The organism is Enterobacter sp. ECC-019 (assembly GCF_043974075.1).
Classification (GTDB): domain Bacteria; phylum Pseudomonadota; class Gammaproteobacteria; order Enterobacterales; family Enterobacteriaceae; genus Enterobacter; species Enterobacter asburiae_D.
On record NZ_CP143759.1, the window covers coordinates 1,710,326 to 1,729,445 of the forward strand.

19 protein-coding genes, 1 other RNA gene and 1 pseudogene are annotated in these 19,120 nt (G+C 55.9%); 15 read left to right on the forward strand and 6 right to left on the reverse strand.

What is annotated here, in order from left to right; translation table 11 throughout:
* The first annotated feature begins 15 nt into the window (after positions 1 to 15).
* The 5 genes from hupB to V1566_RS07995 all read left to right on the forward strand — a co-directional run bounded on the left by hupB (position 16) and on the right by V1566_RS07995 (position 4,041).
* Complete coding sequence (gene hupB, locus V1566_RS07975) at positions 16 to 288, forward strand: nucleoid-associated protein HU-beta (RefSeq protein WP_002444653.1); 273 nt, start codon at positions 16 to 18, stop codon at positions 286 to 288.
* Positions 289 to 500: 212 nt separating this feature from the next.
* Positions 501 to 2,372, forward strand: coding sequence for a peptidylprolyl isomerase (gene ppiD / locus V1566_RS07980; protein ID WP_395305534.1), 1,872 nt, complete (start codon positions 501 to 503; stop codon positions 2,370 to 2,372).
* Positions 2,373 to 2,520: 148 nt separating this feature from the next.
* Positions 2,521 to 2,901, forward strand: coding sequence for a helix-hairpin-helix domain-containing protein (locus tag V1566_RS07985; RefSeq protein WP_252034555.1), 381 nt, complete (start codon positions 2,521 to 2,523; stop codon positions 2,899 to 2,901).
* Between the two features lie 99 nt (positions 2,902 to 3,000).
* Positions 3,001 to 3,399: a YbgC/FadM family acyl-CoA thioesterase gene (locus tag V1566_RS07990; RefSeq protein ID WP_395305535.1), complete on the forward strand. Its 399-nt coding sequence runs from the start codon at positions 3,001 to 3,003 to the stop codon at positions 3,397 to 3,399.
* A 312-nt stretch (positions 3,400 to 3,711) separates the two neighbouring features.
* The gene (locus V1566_RS07995; protein WP_395305536.1) at positions 3,712 to 4,041 is read left to right on the forward strand and encodes an addiction module antidote protein; all 330 of its coding nucleotides are present in this window, start codon (positions 3,712 to 3,714) and stop codon (positions 4,039 to 4,041) included.
* A 2-nt stretch (positions 4,042 to 4,043) separates the two neighbouring features.
* On the opposite strand, the gene queC is transcribed toward V1566_RS07995, so the two are convergent.
* Both queC and V1566_RS08005 read right to left on the reverse strand, forming a co-directional pair.
* Positions 4,044 to 4,739: a 7-cyano-7-deazaguanine synthase QueC gene (gene queC / locus V1566_RS08000; protein ID WP_032646166.1), complete on the reverse strand. Its 696-nt coding sequence runs from the start codon at positions 4,737 to 4,739 to the stop codon at positions 4,044 to 4,046.
* Between the two features lie 65 nt (positions 4,740 to 4,804).
* Positions 4,805 to 6,505 (reverse strand): SgrR family transcriptional regulator, encoded by a 1,701-nt coding sequence (locus V1566_RS08005; RefSeq protein ID WP_395305537.1) that lies wholly within the window; start codon positions 6,503 to 6,505, stop codon positions 4,805 to 4,807.
* 101 nt (positions 6,506 to 6,606) lie between these two features.
* On the opposite strand from V1566_RS08005, the gene cof reads away from it, so the two are divergent.
* Complete coding sequence (gene cof, locus V1566_RS08010) at positions 6,607 to 7,425, forward strand: HMP-PP phosphatase (protein ID WP_395305538.1); 819 nt, start codon at positions 6,607 to 6,609, stop codon at positions 7,423 to 7,425.
* 41 nt (positions 7,426 to 7,466) lie between these two features.
* On the opposite strand, the gene V1566_RS08015 is transcribed toward cof, so the two are convergent.
* Positions 7,467 to 8,513, reverse strand: coding sequence for a PLP-dependent cysteine synthase family protein (locus tag V1566_RS08015; RefSeq protein WP_048989744.1), 1,047 nt, complete (start codon positions 8,511 to 8,513; stop codon positions 7,467 to 7,469).
* Between the two features lie 115 nt (positions 8,514 to 8,628).
* Between V1566_RS08015 and V1566_RS08020 the strand changes: the two genes are divergently transcribed.
* The 5 genes from V1566_RS08020 to amtB all read left to right on the forward strand — a co-directional run bounded on the left by V1566_RS08020 (position 8,629) and on the right by amtB (position 14,548).
* Complete coding sequence (locus V1566_RS08020) at positions 8,629 to 9,087, forward strand: Lrp/AsnC family transcriptional regulator (protein ID WP_023310581.1); 459 nt, start codon at positions 8,629 to 8,631, stop codon at positions 9,085 to 9,087.
* Positions 9,088 to 9,117: 30 nt separating this feature from the next.
* The gene (locus V1566_RS08025) at positions 9,118 to 10,890 is read left to right on the forward strand and encodes a SmdA family multidrug ABC transporter permease/ATP-binding protein (RefSeq protein WP_395305539.1); all 1,773 of its coding nucleotides are present in this window, start codon (positions 9,118 to 9,120) and stop codon (positions 10,888 to 10,890) included.
* Positions 10,883 to 12,664, forward strand: coding sequence for a SmdB family multidrug efflux ABC transporter permease/ATP-binding protein (locus V1566_RS08030; RefSeq protein WP_395305540.1), 1,782 nt, complete (start codon positions 10,883 to 10,885; stop codon positions 12,662 to 12,664). Before V1566_RS08025 ends, V1566_RS08030 begins: the two co-directional genes overlap by 8 nt.
* 220 nt (positions 12,665 to 12,884) lie before the next feature.
* Entirely contained in the window at positions 12,885 to 13,223 is a 339-nt protein-coding gene (gene glnK / locus V1566_RS08035) for a P-II family nitrogen regulator (RefSeq protein ID WP_008503304.1), read from the forward strand.
* 35 nt (positions 13,224 to 13,258) lie between these two features.
* Positions 13,259 to 14,548 (forward strand): ammonium transporter AmtB, encoded by a 1,290-nt coding sequence (gene amtB, locus V1566_RS08040; protein ID WP_063144758.1) that lies wholly within the window; start codon positions 13,259 to 13,261, stop codon positions 14,546 to 14,548.
* 95 nt (positions 14,549 to 14,643) lie between these two features.
* Here amtB and tesB read toward each other — a convergent pair whose 3' ends face one another.
* A complete protein-coding gene (tesB, locus tag V1566_RS08045; RefSeq protein ID WP_335245675.1) occupies positions 14,644 to 15,504 on the reverse strand; it encodes an acyl-CoA thioesterase II in 861 nt (286 codons plus the stop codon).
* A gap of 200 nt (positions 15,505 to 15,704) precedes the next feature.
* On the opposite strand from tesB, the gene V1566_RS08050 reads away from it, so the two are divergent.
* Complete coding sequence (locus V1566_RS08050) at positions 15,705 to 16,232, forward strand: YbaY family lipoprotein (RefSeq protein ID WP_029741632.1); 528 nt, start codon at positions 15,705 to 15,707, stop codon at positions 16,230 to 16,232.
* Positions 16,233 to 16,265: 33 nt separating this feature from the next.
* Here V1566_RS08050 and V1566_RS08055 read toward each other — a convergent pair.
* Positions 16,266 to 16,663: pseudogene (locus V1566_RS08055) on the reverse strand (MGMT family protein).
* An 84-nt stretch (positions 16,664 to 16,747) separates the two neighbouring features.
* Between V1566_RS08055 and ffs the strand changes: the two are divergent.
* The 3 genes from ffs to V1566_RS08070 all read left to right on the forward strand — a co-directional run bounded on the left by ffs (position 16,748) and on the right by V1566_RS08070 (position 17,569).
* Positions 16,748 to 16,844, forward strand: an RNA gene (ffs, locus tag V1566_RS08060) — signal recognition particle sRNA small type.
* A 261-nt stretch (positions 16,845 to 17,105) separates the two neighbouring features.
* Entirely contained in the window at positions 17,106 to 17,357 is a 252-nt protein-coding gene (locus tag V1566_RS08065) for a hypothetical protein (RefSeq protein ID WP_023310587.1), read from the forward strand.
* Entirely contained in the window at positions 17,354 to 17,569 is a 216-nt protein-coding gene (locus V1566_RS08070) for a hypothetical protein (protein ID WP_023334722.1), read from the forward strand. Before V1566_RS08065 ends, V1566_RS08070 begins: the two co-directional genes overlap by 4 nt.
* A gap of 83 nt (positions 17,570 to 17,652) precedes the next feature.
* Here V1566_RS08070 and V1566_RS08075 read toward each other — a convergent pair whose 3' ends face one another.
* A complete protein-coding gene (locus tag V1566_RS08075; protein WP_395305541.1) occupies positions 17,653 to 19,074 on the reverse strand; it encodes a PLP-dependent aminotransferase family protein in 1,422 nt (473 codons plus the stop codon).
* Positions 19,075 to 19,120 lie beyond the last annotated feature (46 nt).

Sequence of the window (19,120 nt, forward strand, 5' to 3'; positions counted from 1 at the left end):
GAGAGGAAGAGAACAGTGAATAAATCTCAACTGATTGACAAAATTGCTGCTGGTGCTGATATTTCTAAAGCTGCAGCTGGACGTGCGTTAGATGCATTAATTGCTTCTGTTACTGAATCTCTGCAGGCTGGGGACGACGTTGCACTGGTAGGCTTCGGTACTTTTGCTGTTAAAGAGCGTGCTGCCCGTACTGGCCGCAACCCTCAGACCGGTAAAGAGATCACCATTGCTGCTGCTAAAGTGCCGGGTTTCCGTGCAGGTAAAGCGCTGAAAGACGCAGTAAACTGATTGCTTTCCCGTTTCAGGGAAGCCGGAAAGTACAAGGGCGCATCATTTGATGTGCCTTTTTTGTTTGTCCAGACCTGATTTGTGCGAGTTTATGCGAGTTGTGGGCTGACAATCGCCCCGTTTTCTTGTCACAATACGCCTTCACGCGCGACGGGCAGGATTTTCCGTCAGCGTCAGGTAACCAGTCACCTACAGCGGAGTGTTGTTACACCATGATGGACAGCTTACGCACGGCTGCTAACAGTCTCGTGCTCAAGATTATTTTCGGTATCATTATCGTGTCGTTCATATTGACCGGCGTGAGCAGTTACCTTATTGGCGGTGGCGCAAACTATGCCGCAAAAGTGAATGGCCAGGAAATCAGCCGTGGTCAGTTCGAGAATGCTTTTGCCGGTGAACGTAACCGTATGCAGCAACAGCTGGGCGACCAATTCTCTGAACTGGCAGCGAACGAAGGGTACATGAAGACCCTGCGCCAACAGACACTGAACCGTCTTATTGACGAAGCGCTGCTGGACCAGTACGCCAAAAAACTGGGCCTTGGCATCAGTGATGAGCAGGTGAAAAAAGCCATCTTCTCCACCCAGGCCTTCCAGTCTAACGGTAAATTCGACAACGCGCGTTACAACAGTATCGTCAACCAGATGGGGATGACGGCCGATCAGTACGCTCAGGCGCTGCGTAACCAGCTGACCACTCAGCAGCTCATCAATGCCGTTGTGGGCACCGATTTCATGCTCAAAGGTGAAACGGACGAACTGGCCGCGCTGGTGGCGCAGCAGCGCGTTGTACGCGAAGCGACCATTGATGTGAACGCCCTGGCGGCGAAACAGCAGGTGAGCGACGCTGACGTTAACGCTTACTACGAGCAGAACAAGAATTCCTTTGTTTCTCCAGAGCAGTTCCGCGTGAGCTACATCAAGCTGGATGCAGCCGCGCTGCAGGAAACCGCGTCTGATGCAGAAATCCAGTCTTACTACGACCAGCATCAGGATCAGTTTACTCAGCCGCAGCGTAACCGCTACAGCGTGATTCAGACGAAGACCGAGGCTGATGCTAAAGCGGCGCTGGATGAGCTGAACAAAGGCGCTGATTTCGCGACTGTTGCGAAAGCGAAATCCACCGACATTATCTCTGCGAAAAACGGCGGTGATATGGGCTGGCTGGAAGACGCGACCACGCCGGACGAGCTGAAAAATGCCGGTCTGAAAGAGAAAGGTCAGCTTTCAGGCGTCATTAAGTCTTCCGTCGGTTTCCTGGTCGTGCGTCTGGACGACATCACCGCGGCGAAAACCAAGCCGCTGGCTGACGTTCGCGAAGATATCGCGGCGAAAGTGAAACAGGAAAAAGCGCTGGATGCCTACTATGCGCTGCAGCAGAAGGTGAGCGATGCTGCCAGCAACGATAACGAATCTCTGGCAGGTGCAGAGCAGGCGGCGGGTGTGAAGGCGGTTGAGACGGGCTGGTTTGGTCGTGACAACCTGCCGGAAGAGCTGAACTTCAAGCCGGTTTCCGATGCCATCTTCAATGGTGGTCTGGTGGGCGAGAACGGCACGCCGGGCAGTAACTCTGACATCATTACCGTCGACGGCGATCGTGCGTTTGTGTTGCGCGTCAGCGAGCACAAGCCAGAAGCGGTCAAACCGCTGGCGGACGTGAAGGATCAGGTCGTTGCCCAGGTTAAGCACAACAAAGCGGAACAGCAGGCGAAGCTGGATGCTGAGAAGATTCTGTCCGATCTGAAAGCGGGTAAAGAAGACGCGCTGAAAGCGGCTGGCCTGAGCTTCGGTGAAGCGAAAACGCTGAGTCGTACCGGCCAGGACCCAATCAGCCAGGCCGCGTTTGGTCTGACTCTGCCTGCGAAGGACAAGCCAAGCTTCGGTACCACCACCGATACGCAGGGCAACGTCGTTCTGCTGGCGCTGGATGAAGTGAAAGCCGGCACCCTGCCAGAAGCGCAGAAGAAAGCAATGGTTCAGGGGATTACCCAGAACAATGCTCAGATTGCCTTCGAAGCCATGATGAGCAACCTGCGTAAAGAAGCCAAAATCAAGCTGGGTGATGTGATGACTCAGCAGCAGTAATTACGTGTCTGCTCGCAGATTTTCGTAACGCTCTGCAAAAACTAAAGGCCGCTTTCGCGGCCTTTTCCATTTCTGCAATCTGCTGTTTGTGCCGGGTTTATCTGGCGGCTATCGTGACGTGGCTGTCAACAAACAAGGAGATAACAGCATGAAATGTGGAATCAAAGCACTGTTAATTACGCTGGCCATTGCCACCACCGGGATGAGCGCGGGCGCGCTGGCGGCGACGCCTGCCGCCAAAGCGCAGGCTACGCAGAGCAAGTCCGATGCGGCAGCGCCGGTGCAAGGGCAAACCAAAGCGACTGACGCCGGTAAAAATGCGGATGATGACGGTACGCGGGTCAGCATCAATTCGGCCTCTGCGGAAGATCTGGCTCGCGCGATGAATGGTGTCGGCCTGAAAAAAGCGCAGGCCATCGTCAGCTACCGCGAAGAGTATGGTCCTTTCAAGACGGTCGACGATCTCAAACAGGTGCCGGGCATGGGCAGCGCGCTGGTTGAGCGCAACCTCTCACACCTGACGTTGTAATTACGCAATTTCTTGCACTGCGGCAAAATTTTGCCAGGATAAAGAGGTCATACCAGTTATGATCTCTCATCCTACAATAACAGTAAAGGCTATAGCGCTATGCAGACAAAAATCAAAGTACGCGGTTTTCATCTCGACGTTTACCAGCATGTGAACAACGCTCGCTATCTTGAGTTTCTTGAAGAAGCGCGCTGGGACGGGCTGGAAAACAGCGAAAGCTTTCAGTGGCTGACCGCGCACAACATCGCGTTCGTAGTCGTCAATATCAACACCAACTACCGCCGTCCGGCCGTGCTGGGCGATGTGCTCACGGTGACCAGCCAGGTACAACAGATCAATGGCAAAAGCGGGGTGTTAAGCCAGATGGTGACGCTCGATCCAGAAGGGCAGGTGGTGGCTGATGCGCTGATCACCTTTGTCTGTATCGATCTGAAAACGCAGAAAGCTCTGCCGCTGGAAGGGGAGCTGCGCGAAAAGCTGGAGTTGATGATCGCTTAGAAAGTTTGTCTTTTATAAAAGACAAAAGGATTTTTCAGGGATAGAATTATGGACAGGGACTACGTTGTTGAACGTTACCGGACCCGTGACGGAAAAGTACCGTTTGAGGAGTGGGTTGCCAGAATGAATCGAAAGGATCCGGATATGGTTTTCCGGATCCTTATGCGGATTAACCGTGCGATAAAACGTAATTTTCAGTAGAGAATCGGCAGGTTTTATTGTTACTGATCGGTGGTGACAAAAAGAGCCAAAAAGCAGATATCAAACTGGCAATAGATTACTGGAAAGATCATCAAACAAAAGGACATTCCAATGAGCGCCGCTGAACGAGAATATTCGAGCTCCGTTAGCCACCATGATGCTGTTGTGAAAATGCTGCGAGAGAATCCTTCCTACGCTCAGCGTTATCTGCAAACAGCACTGGAAGAGATCTATGAAGACCAGGGGATCCCTGCCTATCTCATTGCACTCCGTCAGGTCATCGAAGCGCGAGGCGGTATCGGAGAAATTTCTACCAAAGCAGGTCTGTCCCGTCAGCAGCTATACCGAACCTTATCAGACAACGGCAACCCAACGCTGACAACGCTGATGAAAGTCACCCGTGCTGCCGGTGTGAAACTGTTCGACAGCACGGTCAAATAACTCTATTTAAGCCCGGTCTTTTTCTGCATTGCGGCCATCACGCCGACTTTATCGGCAAGATAGTGGTTCAGCCCGTTAGCGCGAAGATTACAGGCCGCGCACTGGCCGCAACCGTCGCCTTTGATACCGTTATAGCAGGTGAGCGTTTCGCTGCGAACCAGGTCCAGCTTGCCCCAGTAGTCCGCCAGCGCCCAGGTTTCGGCTTTATCCAGCCACATGAGCGGGGTTTCAAAGCGCGTCTCTTTCGCCATCCCCAGATTGACGGCGTGGTTTAAGGCTTTCACGAACTCATCGCGACAATCCGGGTAGCCGGAAAAGTCGGTCTCGCACACGCCGGTGATCACCGCTTCGGCCTTTACCTGATAGGCGTAGATCGCCGTCAGGGTCAGGAAGAGGATATTACGGCCCGGCACGAAGGTATTCGGAATGCCGCTGGCATCAGGTTCGTAGTCCGGGACGGGGATACTGTCCCGGGTGAGGCTGCTCACGGCCAGTTCATTTAACAGCGTAACGTCCAGCACCTTATGCGCGCGTGCGCCCAGTTTCAGGGCAAGTTCACGCGCAACGTCGATTTCAGCGCGGTGACGCTGACCATAATCGAAAGTGACACAGTGAACTTCATCGTACTGATGAAGGGCCTGGACCAGGCAGGTAGTAGAGTCTTGTCCTCCGCTGAACACGACGACGGCACGTTTCATAAATCATCTCGACTGTTACGGTAAAGCGTTATGTTACCGTCTGACCACGACGGCGACCAGCTTCTTCACGATTTAGGGGCGGGCAGCCAGGCTTCGGTAAAATCAAACCAGCCGCGGGTGTTGAGACGTATGCCGTTGACCCCCGGCGGGGCGCTGACCTGGTATTGATAATTGAACAGGGGAGTTATCACCGCCTTTTCCATGAGCCGGGAGAAAATGGCCCTGAGCCCGGCACGTCTGGCCTGTTCGTCTGCCTGGGTCTGTACCGCATCCAGGGTGGCCTGCAGATGAGCATATTGCGGTGCGCTAAGCACGTGTGGCCAGAGGGCATCACAGCGCAGCCACTGTTCAAGCGTATATTCCGGCGCTTCGCCAATCAGCCTGTCGCCCATCATGATGTCCGCGTCCGCCAGTTGATGGCACCCGTCCCAGGTTTTCGCATCGTAAAAGATCGCCGTAAGCTCGCAGTCGTGTTTTGCAAGGTACTGTTTTAGCTGGCGCGCCATCGTGTGTAACTCAACCGGTAAATGATAAATCAGGGTTAATTTCTTCGGCAGAGGGACATGTGTTAAATCCGGCCACTGAGGGATCGCCCATCCGGGGAGTAACTCCTCTGTCGGGGTAATCAGCCCTTCATTGAGCGGAAGCGTATGCAGAAGCGTCGAGAGATGAATGATGTTGATGAGTCGTCGAGCCTGCATTTCGCTCAGGTGCGGGCTTTGCTTCAGGGTGAGATAACAAAAGCCCAGACTGGTGCTGTTCGTCACCAGGCGCAGGCTCTCCAGTTCATCCGGCTCGCCAATGGCGATCTGCACCGGATGGCGACAGCTGGTCCCTAACCCATAGTCAAACAGCGACGGTGTGATCCAGTACTCGATAGCCTTAAGCAGCGGATGGCTGAGATGGTACTGTTCGTGGCTTTCCAGACGAACCAGATCCGGTTCATACACGCTGACTCTGAAGGGGCCGCTGCCCGTCATGGGCTGTTCGGGATGTGCGAGCCGACTACAGTAGGTGGCCAGGCGGTGAGCCAGCCAGTAATCCGGCTGGTGCAGCATAAAGGTGAGACACTGAGGATGGGTAACGTCAACGCGTAAGACGCTCTGGAACAGTTTACGCAGGGCAGGCAAGGCAAAAAGCGCATCCAGGCTTTGCTGAAGCTGTCCGGTTTCGATTTTATCGCCGTTATGCCAGTGCAGAGTGGAACGAATGTAGAAATGCCAGCGCAAACCGTCCTCCGACACCTCCCAGTGATGAGCAAGATCGCCCGTGGGTTCACTGCTGTTGCCGTGAAAACGCGTTAAACCTGAGAATACCTGTCCCGCCAGATGCTGCTCCGCCCGGCCAGGTAAAAACCCCGGCTGAAGCGGATCCAGCGAACGGTAATAGGGGATGCGCAGCGTCGGCGTGTCGTTTTGCCACTGCCCGCCCAAAAACGGATGCAGCAACGATCGTAATTCTGCGGGGGCAAGCTGGGCCAGTTCCAGCGCGTTATGCTGCTGCCCGCTCTTCAGCGCCTCCTCCATCATCGCATTGCGCAGTGACTCCGGCGCGACATGGAACGTCAGCTCACCCCGCTTACCGCGCCCAGACTGCGCTCGCCAGCGCAGCCAGCCCGCCTCCTGGGCCTGACGCAGCAGGGTTCGGACATGCCGCTCGCTGCAAAAACAGCGGGCGGCGAGTTCGCTGATGGTGACCTGTTGCATTGCCCCCTGGGAAGGCTGCCACAGGCGGTGATACCGGTTGAGTCGATTGAGCTGGCGCATAAGAAACCCGGAACAATAATTATCATCTATTCACTATTACTTCCGTATATCTCACACGATACTGATGCACAAGTTAACCGCATCACATTTCGGGAGTAATCATGGCTCGGCTCGCTGCATTTGATATGGACGGTACGCTGTTAATGCCGGATCACCGTTTAGGAGAAAAAACCCTGAACACGCTGAAGCGCCTGCACGAGCGTAATGTCACCCTGACGTTTGCCACCGGGCGTCATGTGCTGGAGATGCGCCATTTGCTGGGGGCGTTTTCCCTCGACGCTTTTCTGATCACCGGCAACGGGACGCGAATTCACTCCGTAGAAGGCGATGTGCTGCACCGACAGGATCTTAACCCGGAAGTGGCGGACATCGTGCTGCACAGCTCCTGGGACACGCAGGCCAGTATCCACGTCTTTAACGATCGGGGCTGGTTTACCGGAAGCGAAATCCCGGAATTATTGCACGCGCATGTATACAGCGGATTCAAATACCAGCTTATCGATCTGCGTCGGATCCCCGCCCATGCGGTCACTAAGATCTGCTTCTGCGGCGATCATGACGATCTGTGCCGCTTAAGGATTCAACTGAATGAGGCGCTGGGCGACCGGGCGCACCTGACCTTCTCGGCGGTGGATTGTCTGGAAGTGCTGCCGGTGGGCTGTAACAAAGGTTCCGCTCTGGCGGTACTGAGTGACCATCTGGGCTTAACGCTGCAGGAGTGTATGGCGTTTGGTGACGCCATGAACGACCGCGAAATGCTGGGTAGCGTAGGTCGCGGTCTGATCATGGGGAATGCGATGGCGCAACTGAAAGCAGAACTTCCCCATCTGCCGGTTATTGGCCACTGCCGCAATGAAGCAGTGTCCCATTTTTTGACGCATTGGCTGGACAACAACAACCTCCCGTATTCCCCCGAATAGTGAGACCCATCCAGCAAGCCAGACTTCGGTCTGGCTTTTTTTTATTTCACAAGCTGTGCAATCTGCGCTTTCCACGGGGTGATATCGCCGATGTTGGCCTGTACCCACTCCGCATTGTAGTAGGTCTCGAGATAGCGCTCGCCGCTGTCGCACAGCAGAGTGACGATGGAGCCGGTGCGGCCCTCTTCGCGCATACGTGCGGCAAGCTGCAGTGCGCCCCACATATTGGTGCCCGTCGATGCGCCCACTTTGCGCCCAAGCTGCGTTTCCAGCCAGTGCGCCGTTGCCACGCTTGCGGCATCCGGCACGCGCATCATCTCATCCACAACGTCGGGGATGAAAGAGGGCTCCACGCGCGGGCGGCCAATCCCTTCAATTTTACTGCCCACCGGGCTGCGCAGACCGGCATCGCGGTTTTGCCAGTAGTCGAGGAACACGGAGTTCTGCGGGTCAACCACCATCAGTTGGGTATCGTAGCCCTGACAGCGGATGTAGCGTCCGATCGTGGCTGAGGTGCCGCCGGTACCGGCGCTCATGACAATGTACGACGGAACCGGATGCGGTTCGTGGGTCATCTGGCGGAAAATACTGTCGGCAATGTTGTTATTGCCGCGCCAGTCCGTTGCGCGCTCGGCGAAGGTGAACTGGTCCATATAGTGGCCGTTCAGCTCACGGGCCAGCATTTCGGAGGCGGCGTAGATTTCGCAGGCGCTTTCCACAAAGTGGCAGCGACCGCCGTAAAATTCGATCTGCTCGATTTTGCGTTTTGCGGTGCAGGACGGCATCACCGCGATAAACGGCAGGCCCAGCAGGCGGGCAAAATAGGCTTCGGACACCGCCGTTGAACCGGATGAGGATTCAATGATGGTGGTGCCTTCTTTGATCCAGCCGTTACACAAACCGTATAAAAACAGTGAGCGCGCCAGGCGATGCTTCAGGCTACCGGTAGGATGGGTGCTTTCGTCTTTCAGATAGAGCTGAATGCCGTCAAATCCCGGCAGGGAAAGGCGAATCAGGTGCGTATCCGCCGAGCGCTGATAGTCGGCATTGATTTCGCTGATCGCATGTTTAACCCAGGTGCTATTCATCGTCGTTATCCGTTTGTCATTTTGTGCCTAGCATAGCGAAAAGCACAGAAAAAATTGTTGCTATCTGGCCTTTAAAATAGAATGAAGGGAGAAAATTTTTCTCTGTGAGGTGGGTATGCTAGATAAAATTGACCGCAAGCTCCTTTCATTGCTGCAAAATGACTGTACCCTCTCTTTGCAGGCGCTGGCAGATGCCGTTAATCTGACCACCACCCCGTGCTGGAAGCGCCTTAAGAAGCTGGAAGATGACGGCATTCTTCTGGGACGCGTCGCGCTGTTAGATCCCGAAAAGCTGGGTCTTGGGCTGACGGCATTTGTGCTGATAAAAACCCAGCATCACAGCAGCGAGTGGTATTGCCGCTTCGTTACTCAGGTGTCGGAGATGCCCGAGGTGCTCGGTTTCTGGCGTATGGCCGGAGAGTACGATTACCTGATGCGCGTCCAGGTGGCCGACATGAAGCGCTATGATGATTTCTACAAGCGGCTGGTGAACAGCGTACCGGGTTTGTCGGACGTCACCTCAAGCTTCGCCATGGAACAGATTAAATACACCACAGCATTACCTATTGAATAACTTCGTAAAATACCTTCAGGAACAAACCGCGTGCGATTATTTGCCCAACTAAGCTGGTACTTTCGTCGGGAGTGGCAACGCTACCTCGGCGCAGTATGCCTGCTTATTATCATTGCCATCCTGCAGCTGATCCCGCCGAAAGTGGTGGGGTATGTCGTGGATGGCGTCACCGAACAGCATTACACCACCGCACGGGTGTTGATGTGGGTCGGCACGCTGGTGCTGACGGCCGTCATTGTTTATCTGCTGCGCTACGTCTGGCGCGTGCTGCTGTTTGGTGCGTCCTATCAGCTGGCCGTTGAGCTGCGTGAAGATTTTTACCGCCAGCTGAGCCGACAGCATCCCGAATTTTATCTGCGCCATCGCACCGGGGATCTCATCGCCCGCGCGACTAACGACGTCGATCGCGTGGTTTTTGCCGCCGGGGAAGGGGTGCTGACGCTGGTGGACTCGCTGGTGATGGGCTGTGCGGTGCTGATCGTGATGTCCACGCAGATCAGCTGGCAGTTGACCCTGCTTGCCCTGCTGCCGATGCCGATCATGGCGCTGGCGATTAATCGCTACGGTGAACAGCTGCACGAGCGCTTTAAGCTGGCGCAGGCGGCGTTTTCTTCTCTGAACGATCGCACCCAGGAGAGCATGACCAGCATCCGCATGATCAAAGCGTTTGGCCTGGAAGACCGTCAGTCTGCACTGTTTGCAGCCGATGCGGCGGACACGGGAGCGAAGAACATGCGCGTCGCGCGTATCGACGCCCGGTTTGACCCGACGATTTATATCGCGATTGGCATGGCAAACCTGCTGGCGATTGGCGGCGGAAGCTGGATGGTGGTGCAGGGCTCGTTGACCCTGGGGCAATTGACCAGCTTTGCGATGTATCTGGGGCTCATGATCTGGCCGATGCTGGCGTTGGCCTGGATGTTTAACATCGTGGAGCGCGGCAGCGCCGCCTATAGCCGCATTCGCGCCATGCTGGCCGAAGCGCCGGTGGTCATCGACGGTAGCGAAGCGGTGCCGGAAGGGCGCGGCGTCATGACCGTCGACGTCCGCAAGTTTGTCTACCCGCATACGGAGCATCCGGTGCTGGAAAACGTCAGCTTTACCCTGCAGCCAGGGCAGATGCTGGGCATCTGCGGCCCGACGGGATCCGGCAAAAGTACCGTACTCTCTCTGCTTCAGCGCCACTTTGACGTCACCGAAGGCGATATCCGCTTCCACGATATTCCCCTGACCAGGCTGCAACTGGATGAGTGGCGTGGTCGCCTGGCGGTCGTCAGCCAGACGCCGTTTTTATTTTCGGACACCGTGGCCAACAACATTGCCCTGGGACGCCCTGCGGCAACGCAGGAAGAAATTGAGCATGTGGCGCGTTTGGCCAGCGTTCATGATGACATTTTGCGTCTGCCGCAGGGCTACGAAACGGAAGTCGGGGAGCGCGGCGTCATGCTGTCCGGCGGGCAAAAGCAGCGTATCTCTATTGCCCGCGCCCTGCTGCTGAATGCTGAAATCCTGATCCTGGATGATGCGCTTTCCGCCGTGGACGGCCGTACCGAGCATCAAATTTTGCATAACCTTCGCCAGTGGGGCGACGGACGCACGGTGATTATCAGCGCCCACCGTTTGTCGGCGCTCACTGAGGCCAGCGAAATTCTGGTATTGCAGCACGGACACATTGCCCAGCGCGGACAGCATGAAACGCTTGCCGAGCAGCCGGGCTGGTATCGCGATATGTACCGCTATCAACAGCTTGAGGCGGCGCTGGACGATGCGCCGGAGCAGAATGAGGAGGCCGCCAATGCGTAAGCTCGGAACGATGTGGCCGACGCTCAAACGTCTGCTGGCCTACGGCTCGCCGTGGCGTAAACCGCTCTCCGTGGCCGTGCTTTTACTCTGGATTGCGGCGATTGCTGAGGTGAGCGGTCCGTTGCTCATCAGCTATTTTATCGACAACATGGTCGCCAAAAGCTATCTGCCGCTGGGGCTGGTGGCGGGCTTAGGCGTGGCCTACGTTGGCTTACAGCTGACGGCAGCAGGGTTGCACTATGCTCAGTCGTTGCTGTTCAACCGTGCAGCTGTGGGCGTTGTTCAGCAGCTGCGTACGGATGTGATGGACGCGGCGCTTCGCCAGCCGCTCAGTGAGTTTGATATCCAGCCTGTCGGGCAGGTGATTTCGCGCGTGACCAACGATACCGAGGTAATCCGCGATCTGTACGTTACCGTGGTGGCGACCGTGTTGCGCAGCGCAGCGCTGATTGGCGCAATGCTGGTGGCAATGTTCAGCCTCGACTGGCGTATGGCGCTGGTGGCAATCACTATCTTCCCGGCGGTGTTGATTGTCATGGTTATCTACCAACATTACAGCACGCCGATTGTGCGTCGGGTGCGCGCCTACCTGGCCGACATCAATGATGGCTTCAACGAAGTGATCAACGGCATGAGCGTCATCCAGCAGTTCCGCCAGCAGGCACGTTTTGGCGAGCGCATGGGCGAAGCCAGCCGTTCGCACTATATGGCGCGTATGCAGACGCTGCGCCTCGACGGTTTTCTGCTGCGTCCGCTGCTGAGCCTTTTCTCTGCGCTGGTGCTTTGCGGGCTGCTGATGCTCTTTGGCCTGAGTTCAAACGGTACGATTGAAGTGGGCGTGCTGTACGCTTTTATTAGCTATCTGGGACGTCTTAACGAGCCGCTGATCGAGCTCACCACCCAGCAATCTATGCTGCAACAGGCGGTAGTCGCCGGTGAGCGCGTGTTTGAGCTGATGGACAGGCCGCGCCAGGCCTACGGTAATGATGAGCGGCCTCTGCAAAGCGGGACTATCGCCTTTGATAACGTCTCGTTTGCCTATCGCGAAGACCGGCTGGTGTTGCAGGACATCACGCTCGACGTTCCATCACGCGGTTTCGTGGCGCTGGTGGGGCATACCGGCAGCGGTAAGAGCACGCTTGCCAGCCTGTTGATGGGCTATTACCCGGTCACGCAAGGTGAAATCCGCCTCGACGGACGCCCGCTTGCGTCTCTCAGCCATACAGTGTTACGCAAAGGCGTTGCGATGGTGCAGCAGGATCCGGTCGTGCTGGCCGATACCTTCTACGCCAACGTGACCCTTGGCCGAGACTACACCCAGGAGCAGGTCTGGGACGTGCTGGAAAAAGTGCAGCTGGCAGAGCTGGCTCGCGGGTTTAGCGATGGGATCAATACCAAACTGGGCGAGCAGGGGAACAATCTCTCCGTCGGGCAAAAGCAGCTCCTGGCGCTGGCGCGGGTGCTGATTGAAACGCCGCAGATACTGATTCTGGATGAAGCGACCGCCAGTATTGACTCCGGCACCGAGCAAGCCATCCAGCAGGCGCTGGAGGCGGTACGCGACCATACGACGCTGGTGGTGATTGCCCACCGTCTTTCCACCATCGTCGATGCCGATACCATTCTGGTGCTACATCGCGGACAGGCCGTTGAACGCGGTACGCACCGTGAACTGCTGGAAGCAAAAGGGCGCTACTGGCAGATGTACCAGCTGCAGCTGGCGGGTGAAGAGCTGGCGGCCAGCGTGCGTGATGAAGAGTCGCTTAGCGCCTGATGCACTAAAATGAGGCGACGCGCTAACAGTCATTCCTGTTGGTGCAAAACTGAAACGCACCCTGCACCGGCATGGTGCGTTTTTTTTCGCAGGTGCGTTTATAAGGAGCGCGTAACGCTCATCGCACCGCTCTTCCCCCCGGTTTTCATTTCTGGCACACCCCTTGCAATACCTTCTGCGTAAGCTACGGCCATTACCGAATTCTGACTGGAGGGGATCTATGAAGCTGGTTACGGTTGTAATCAAACCATTCAAACTCGAAGACGTGCGTGAAGCGTTGTCTTCAATGGGTATTCAGGGACTGACTGTCACCGAAGTGAAAGGCTTTGGTCGTCAGAAGGGTCATGCCGAGCTTTATCGCGGGGCGGAATACAGCGTTAACTTCCTGCCAAAAGTAAAAATTGATGTCGCGATTGCTGACGATCAGCTTGATGAAGTCATTGATGTCATTAGCAAAGCGGCCTATACCGGCAAAATTGGCGACGGCAAAATTTTCGTTGCCGAACTGCAGCGCGTCATTCGCATTCGTACCGGCGAATCTGACGAAGCGGCTCTGTAAGTAACTCCTGGCACACAGTGATAGGGATCGAGAAAATGAAGATAGCAACACTCAAAACGGGTCTGGGTTCGCTGGCACTGCTGCCGGGCCTGGCGCTGGCTGCTACCCCTGCGGTGGTCGACAAAGCCGATAACGCCTTTATGATGATCAGCACCGCGCTGGTGCTGTTCATGTCAATTCCGGGCATTGCGCTGTTCTACGGCGGCCTGATCCGTGGCAAAAACGTTCTCTCCATGCTGACGCAGGTTGCCGTGACGTTCGCACTGGTCTGCGTGCTGTGGGTGGTTTACGGTTACTCGCTGGCATTCGGCACGGGCAACGCGTTCTTTGGTAACTTCGACTGGGTGATGCTGAAAAATATTGAGCTGACCGCGCTAATGGGCAGTTTCTATCAGTATATCCATGTTGCGTTCCAGGGCTCCTTCGCCTGTATTACCGTCGGGCTGATTGTGGGTGCGCTCGCCGAGCGTATTCGTTTCTCTGCCGTACTGATCTTCGTGGTGGTCTGGCTGACGCTCTCCTATGTGCCGATTGCGCACATGGTCTGGGGGGGCGGTCTGCTGGCAACGCACGGTGCGCTGGACTTCGCGGGCGGTACCGTTGTACACATCAACGCTGCGGTAGCGGGTCTGGTGGGTGCCTACCTGATTGGCAAACGCGTGGGCTTCGGTAAAGAAGCGTTTAAACCGCACAACCTGCCGATGGTGTTTACCGGTACGGCTATCCTCTACTTTGGCTGGTTTGGCTTCAACGCCGGCTCAGCGAGTGCAGCAAACGAAATCGCCGCGCTGGCCTTCGTGAACACGGTTGTGGCCACGGCGGGTGCAATCCTCTCCTGGGTGTTTGGCGAGTGGGCGGTACGCGGTAAACCTTCTCTGCTGGGTGCCTGTTCGGGTGCCATTGCCGGCCTGGTTGGCATCACCCCGGCGTGTGGTTATGTCGGCGTAGGCGGTGCGCTGCTGGTCGGCCTGGTGTCCGGTCTGGCGGGTCTGTGGGGCGTTACCGCACTGAAACGTGTGCTGCGCGTTGACGACCCATGCGATGTGTTTGGTGTCCACGGCGTGTGCGGCATCGTCGGCTGTATCATGACCGGTATCTTCGCCGCGAAATCGCTTGGTGGTGTGGGCTACGCTGAAGGCGTCACCATGGTTCATCAGCTGCTGGTGCAGCTGGAAAGTATTGCTCTCACCGTTGTGTGGTCTGCCGTTGTCGCTTTCATTGGCTACAAACTGGCGGACATGACAGTCGGTCTGCGTGTCCCTGAAGAGCAGGAACGCGAAGGTCTGGACGTCAACAGCCACGGCGAGAATGCGTATAACGCATGATCTGAGTGTTTTGCCGGGTGGCGGCTTCGCCTTACCCGGCCTATAAAAGCACAAAACGTAGGCCCGGTAAGCGTAGCGCCACCGGGCTTTTTACATCAACCTCGGTTACGCATCACCCCTTCCTGCACAGTAGAAGCCACCAGCACGCCGTCCTGGGTATAAAACTCCCCGCGCACAAACCCGCGAGCGCTCGACGCTGACGTACTCTCCACACTGTAGAGCAGCCACTCATTCATGTTGAAGGGACGATGGAACCACATGGAGTGATCGATCGTCGCGACCTGCATCCCTTTTTCAAGGAACCCAACGCCGTGCGGCTGCAGCGCCACCGGCAGGAAGTTGAAATCTGACGCATAACCCAGCAGATACTGATGAACGCGGAAGTCCTCAGAGACGGTGCCGTTAGCCCGGATCCAGACCTGACGCTTCGGCTCGGCGGGGTGGCCTTTCATCGGGTTATGGAACTCAACCGGGCGGATCTCCAGCGGTTTATCGCAGAGAAACTTCTCTTTGACCTGCGGCGGAAGCAGATGCGCCAGGGCACGGGCGATATCGGTCTCTGATTTGAGATCGTCTGGCGCGGGTGCTGGCGGCATCACTTTTTGATGCTCATAGCCGGGTTCCGGTGCCTGGAAAGAGGCGGTCATGTAAAAGATCGGCTTGCCGTTCTGAATGGCCGCTACGCGGCGAGCGCTGAAGCTGTTGCCGTCTCTCAGGACCTCAACGTCATACACGATCGGTTTCGCGCTATCGCCAGGGCGTAAGAAATAGCTGTGGAACGAATGCACCAGACGGTCTGCCGGGACAGTCTCCTTTGCAGCGTACAGCGCTTGTCCAACGACTTGCCCCCCGAAGACCTGGCGTAAGCCGAGATCTTCGCTCTGTCCGCGAAAGAGTCCTTCCTCAATTTTTTCCAGATTCAGTAATGTCAGCAGATTGTTCAGTGCCTGACTCATAGTTGTCCTCAATAAACGCCGTAGCGAAAGATAGGCAGAGTATAACGCAGAAATGAAAGTGGTCCGATGGGTAGAATAATCTGAATATCGGGATGATTTCAGGCATTAATCAGTGAGTTGTGCCACACTTAAATACGTTATGTGATTGAAACGACATCGGATGGGATCGATCCCGCTGGTGCATTGATAAGGAGACTTCAATGAAACTCGTGCCCATGCTAAGTGGTGTAGCTATTGCGGTGGCGTTGTCCGCCTGTGCCGGTAAGAGCGCCCAGGTGCCAGTGCCAGCAGCAGACCCGAACGGGATTAATACCCTTTCCCAGCAATCCATTCAGCAGCCTAACGTTTCCGGTACCATCTGGATTAAACAGAAAGTTGCGCTGCCGCCGGATGCGGTATTAACGGTAACGCTTTCTGATGCTTCTCTGGCCGACGCGCCGTCGAAAGTCGTGGCTCAGCGCGCCGTTCGTACTGAAGGCAAGCAGGCGCCGTTTAGCTTCGTGTTGCCGTATAACCCGTCGGACGTGCAGCCTAACGCCCGTATCCTGCTGAGCGCTGCGGTAACCATCAACGGTAAGCTGGTCTTTATCACCGATACGGTCCAGGAAGCGATTAACAACGGCGGGACCAAAGTCGACCTGAACCTGGTGCCGGTGCAGCAGACCGAAGTACCGGTCGCACCGCAGACCAATCAGCCGTCCCTGCCAACCCCACCGACTCAGATGTAATGCCTGCATTGCCCCTCTCCTCCGGGGGAGGGGTCAATATACCCAGCGAAATTTCTGCAAATCGATCTGACCCGACCCTGACACCTGCACCCCTTCTGAAAGTAACGCCTGACGCTGACGCTGGAGATCCGGCCCGGTGAGCGAAATGGCGCCATGACGATTCACCACCCGATGCCAGGGCAACGTACTTCCTTCCGGCAGCCGTTTCAGGACGCCGCCAACCTGTCGCGCCGCGCGCGGTGAACCGGCCAGGCGTGCGACATCACCATAGGTGGTGACGTAGCCTTCCGGGATTGAGGCCACGATTTGCCATACGCGCTGTGGAAAGGAGTCGTGTTCGTCCATACCGTCACCTGTGGGGAGTTTCTGGGAAGCTATGGTAAACGAAGATCTTCATGATTGCTGCGTCTGTTTGCGCAAGAAACCAGCATCCGGTTCCTGGTCGCTTGCAATTGGGCTTGAGCACAGGGATAATGCGCCAGCGCGTTGGTTATCAACGCTCTCAATGGGGGCTCTGTTGGTTCTCCCGCAACGCTACTCTGTTCACCAGGTCAGGTCCGGAAGGAAGCAGCCAGGGCAGACGACGTGTGTGCCGGGATGTAGCTGGCAGGGCCCCCACCCATTTATGCCCTCATAAGATCTTCCTGCTTCACCTCTCCACTTAAATCCCTATCCCACAATTATATTGTGCCTATATCGTGTAATATATATTTCATTGTACTGAAATATTATTGTCATAAACCTGTAATAATAGACTGTCATTTTATAATTGGACGGTTGTTTTCTTCCATAACTCAAAAAAATATATATCTGGATAACATTGTTAACTTCGTGTATTAAATAAAGTACTTGTTCCGAAGGGAAGTGACAAACATGGCTACAGCGGTATTAAACGTTAAGATTGATGACGCGCTAAAAGAAAGGCTTCGCCACTATGCGGAAGTCAATAACGAGAATTTAAGCGTGACGACAGAGAAACTGCTGCTGCTGGCGTTCGAAGCAGTAGAAGAGGCGGGAGTATCGGAAGAGGATATTGATAATCAGCATACGGAAGAAGAGAGTGTTTCTCCTTTTACTCCTAAAGAAATCAAAGCTCTACGCAAACTTCTGAAGAAGAGAAAATGAAACAACAACTGTCAACCGCCAGTGACTACAAAGAGGCCTGCGATCTGTTGCGTTCAGGCTACGTGAAGCATGTACGTCTTGGCTGGAATGTTGGAAGTGATGAGTTCTTTCGTATTGCGTCTGACTGGTGTGATACCGGCGCAAAAATAAAGAAAGACGGTGAAAGCTTCGTTATTTCACTGAAAGGTTTTCCTATTCCTGCTCAGCATTAACTCCTGACCGGTGAAAACTGCTGACTGTATCCGTGACAGTCAGCAGTTTTTATTTTTTATGATCTGCTTCAAAAATTTTATTATTAGATCACGCTGCGTTTTAACGCTGGCACGTTTTTATTCAGGGCGAGCCATAGCGGTTTGATCCTCAGCAACGCCTGCTCAAGTTCTGTCGATTCGAGCGAGAAGGGCATCCGCAAATAGCGGTCAAACGCGCCGGATAAACCAAACCGTGTACCGGTCCCCAGATTGATCCCCAGAATCTCAGCCCGCGCGGCAAGCTGTGTCGCCAGCATGCCCGGGAGCTCTATCCAGTAAGAGAGCCCGCCTTCCGCTTCATGGAATTTCCAGTCCGGAAAATGTTCGCGCAACAGTTCACCGCATCGATCGCGTCGTTCCGCCAGCATCTTCCGGCGCGCGGGCAGAAACGTCTCGCTGTTATTAATGAGCCACTGCATCGCCAGCTGTTCCAGCAGCGGCGAGCCTAAATCCAGGGTATCCCGCGTCTGGGCAAGCGTGGCGATAGTGCGCGAGGAGGCGCGGATCCAGCCGAGACGCAGCCCTCCCCAGAAGCTTTTTCCGGCAGAGCCTAAGGTGATGACGGTGGCCTGCGGGTTAAAGGCGGCCAGCGGTGGCGGGGGAGGCGCATCAAACCAGAGATCCACCATCGTTTCATCCACCACCAACGCCGTGCGGGTTTGGGCAGCGATATCCGTAATGGCCCGACGGGTGGCGATATCCATACAGCGCCCGGTGGGGTTATGAAAATCAGGCATCAGATAGGCCAGGCGCGGTGCCGTCTGGGCAAGCGTTGCCGCGAAGCCATCCGTATCCCAGCCGGTTTCCGGCAGCGACACCCCCACGGGCCGACACTGCGCGCCCTGAATGGCGGCAATCGCCAGCGGATAGGTGGGATGATCGACCACGACGCGATCCCCCGGCCCGGTCATCATCCGCAGAACCAGCGCAAAGCCGCTGACGGCGCCATTGACCACCATGACTTCGTCTGCGCGGGTGGGAAGACCCCGCGCGGTATAGCGCGCAGCGATGGCCTCCCGCAGCGTCGGCAGCCCTAGCTGATCGTAGCCCGTCAGCGAGAGATGCTGCGTAATAGCCGTGAGCGCATGGGAATAAGCCTGATGGATCTCCGGCCCGGCATTGAGGGCGGCCGTAGAGAGATCCAGTGCGGCACTTGCCGCTGAAAGGGTGGGAACGGCGCGCGTATCCGGGAGGAGCACGCGTGACCCGCTGCCGTGGCGGCTTTCAAGGTAACCCTCCTCGCGCAGGTGGGCGAGGGCGCTGCTGATGGTGGTCCGGCTCACGTCCAGCGCAGAGGCCAGCTCGCGCTCGCCCGGTAGACGCGTATTCAGTGCAAGACGTCCATCAAGGATTAACAGACGCAGCGCGTCGGCCAGCTGTCGCCAGATCGGGGTGCGGGATGAGGCTTGCTGCCAGTGGCCTAAAAGGCGTACCAGAGACTGGCTTCCGAAGCGACGTGATGACATATGCAGTCCACTATTTGAAAACTGGACATTAATCATAGTGCCATTT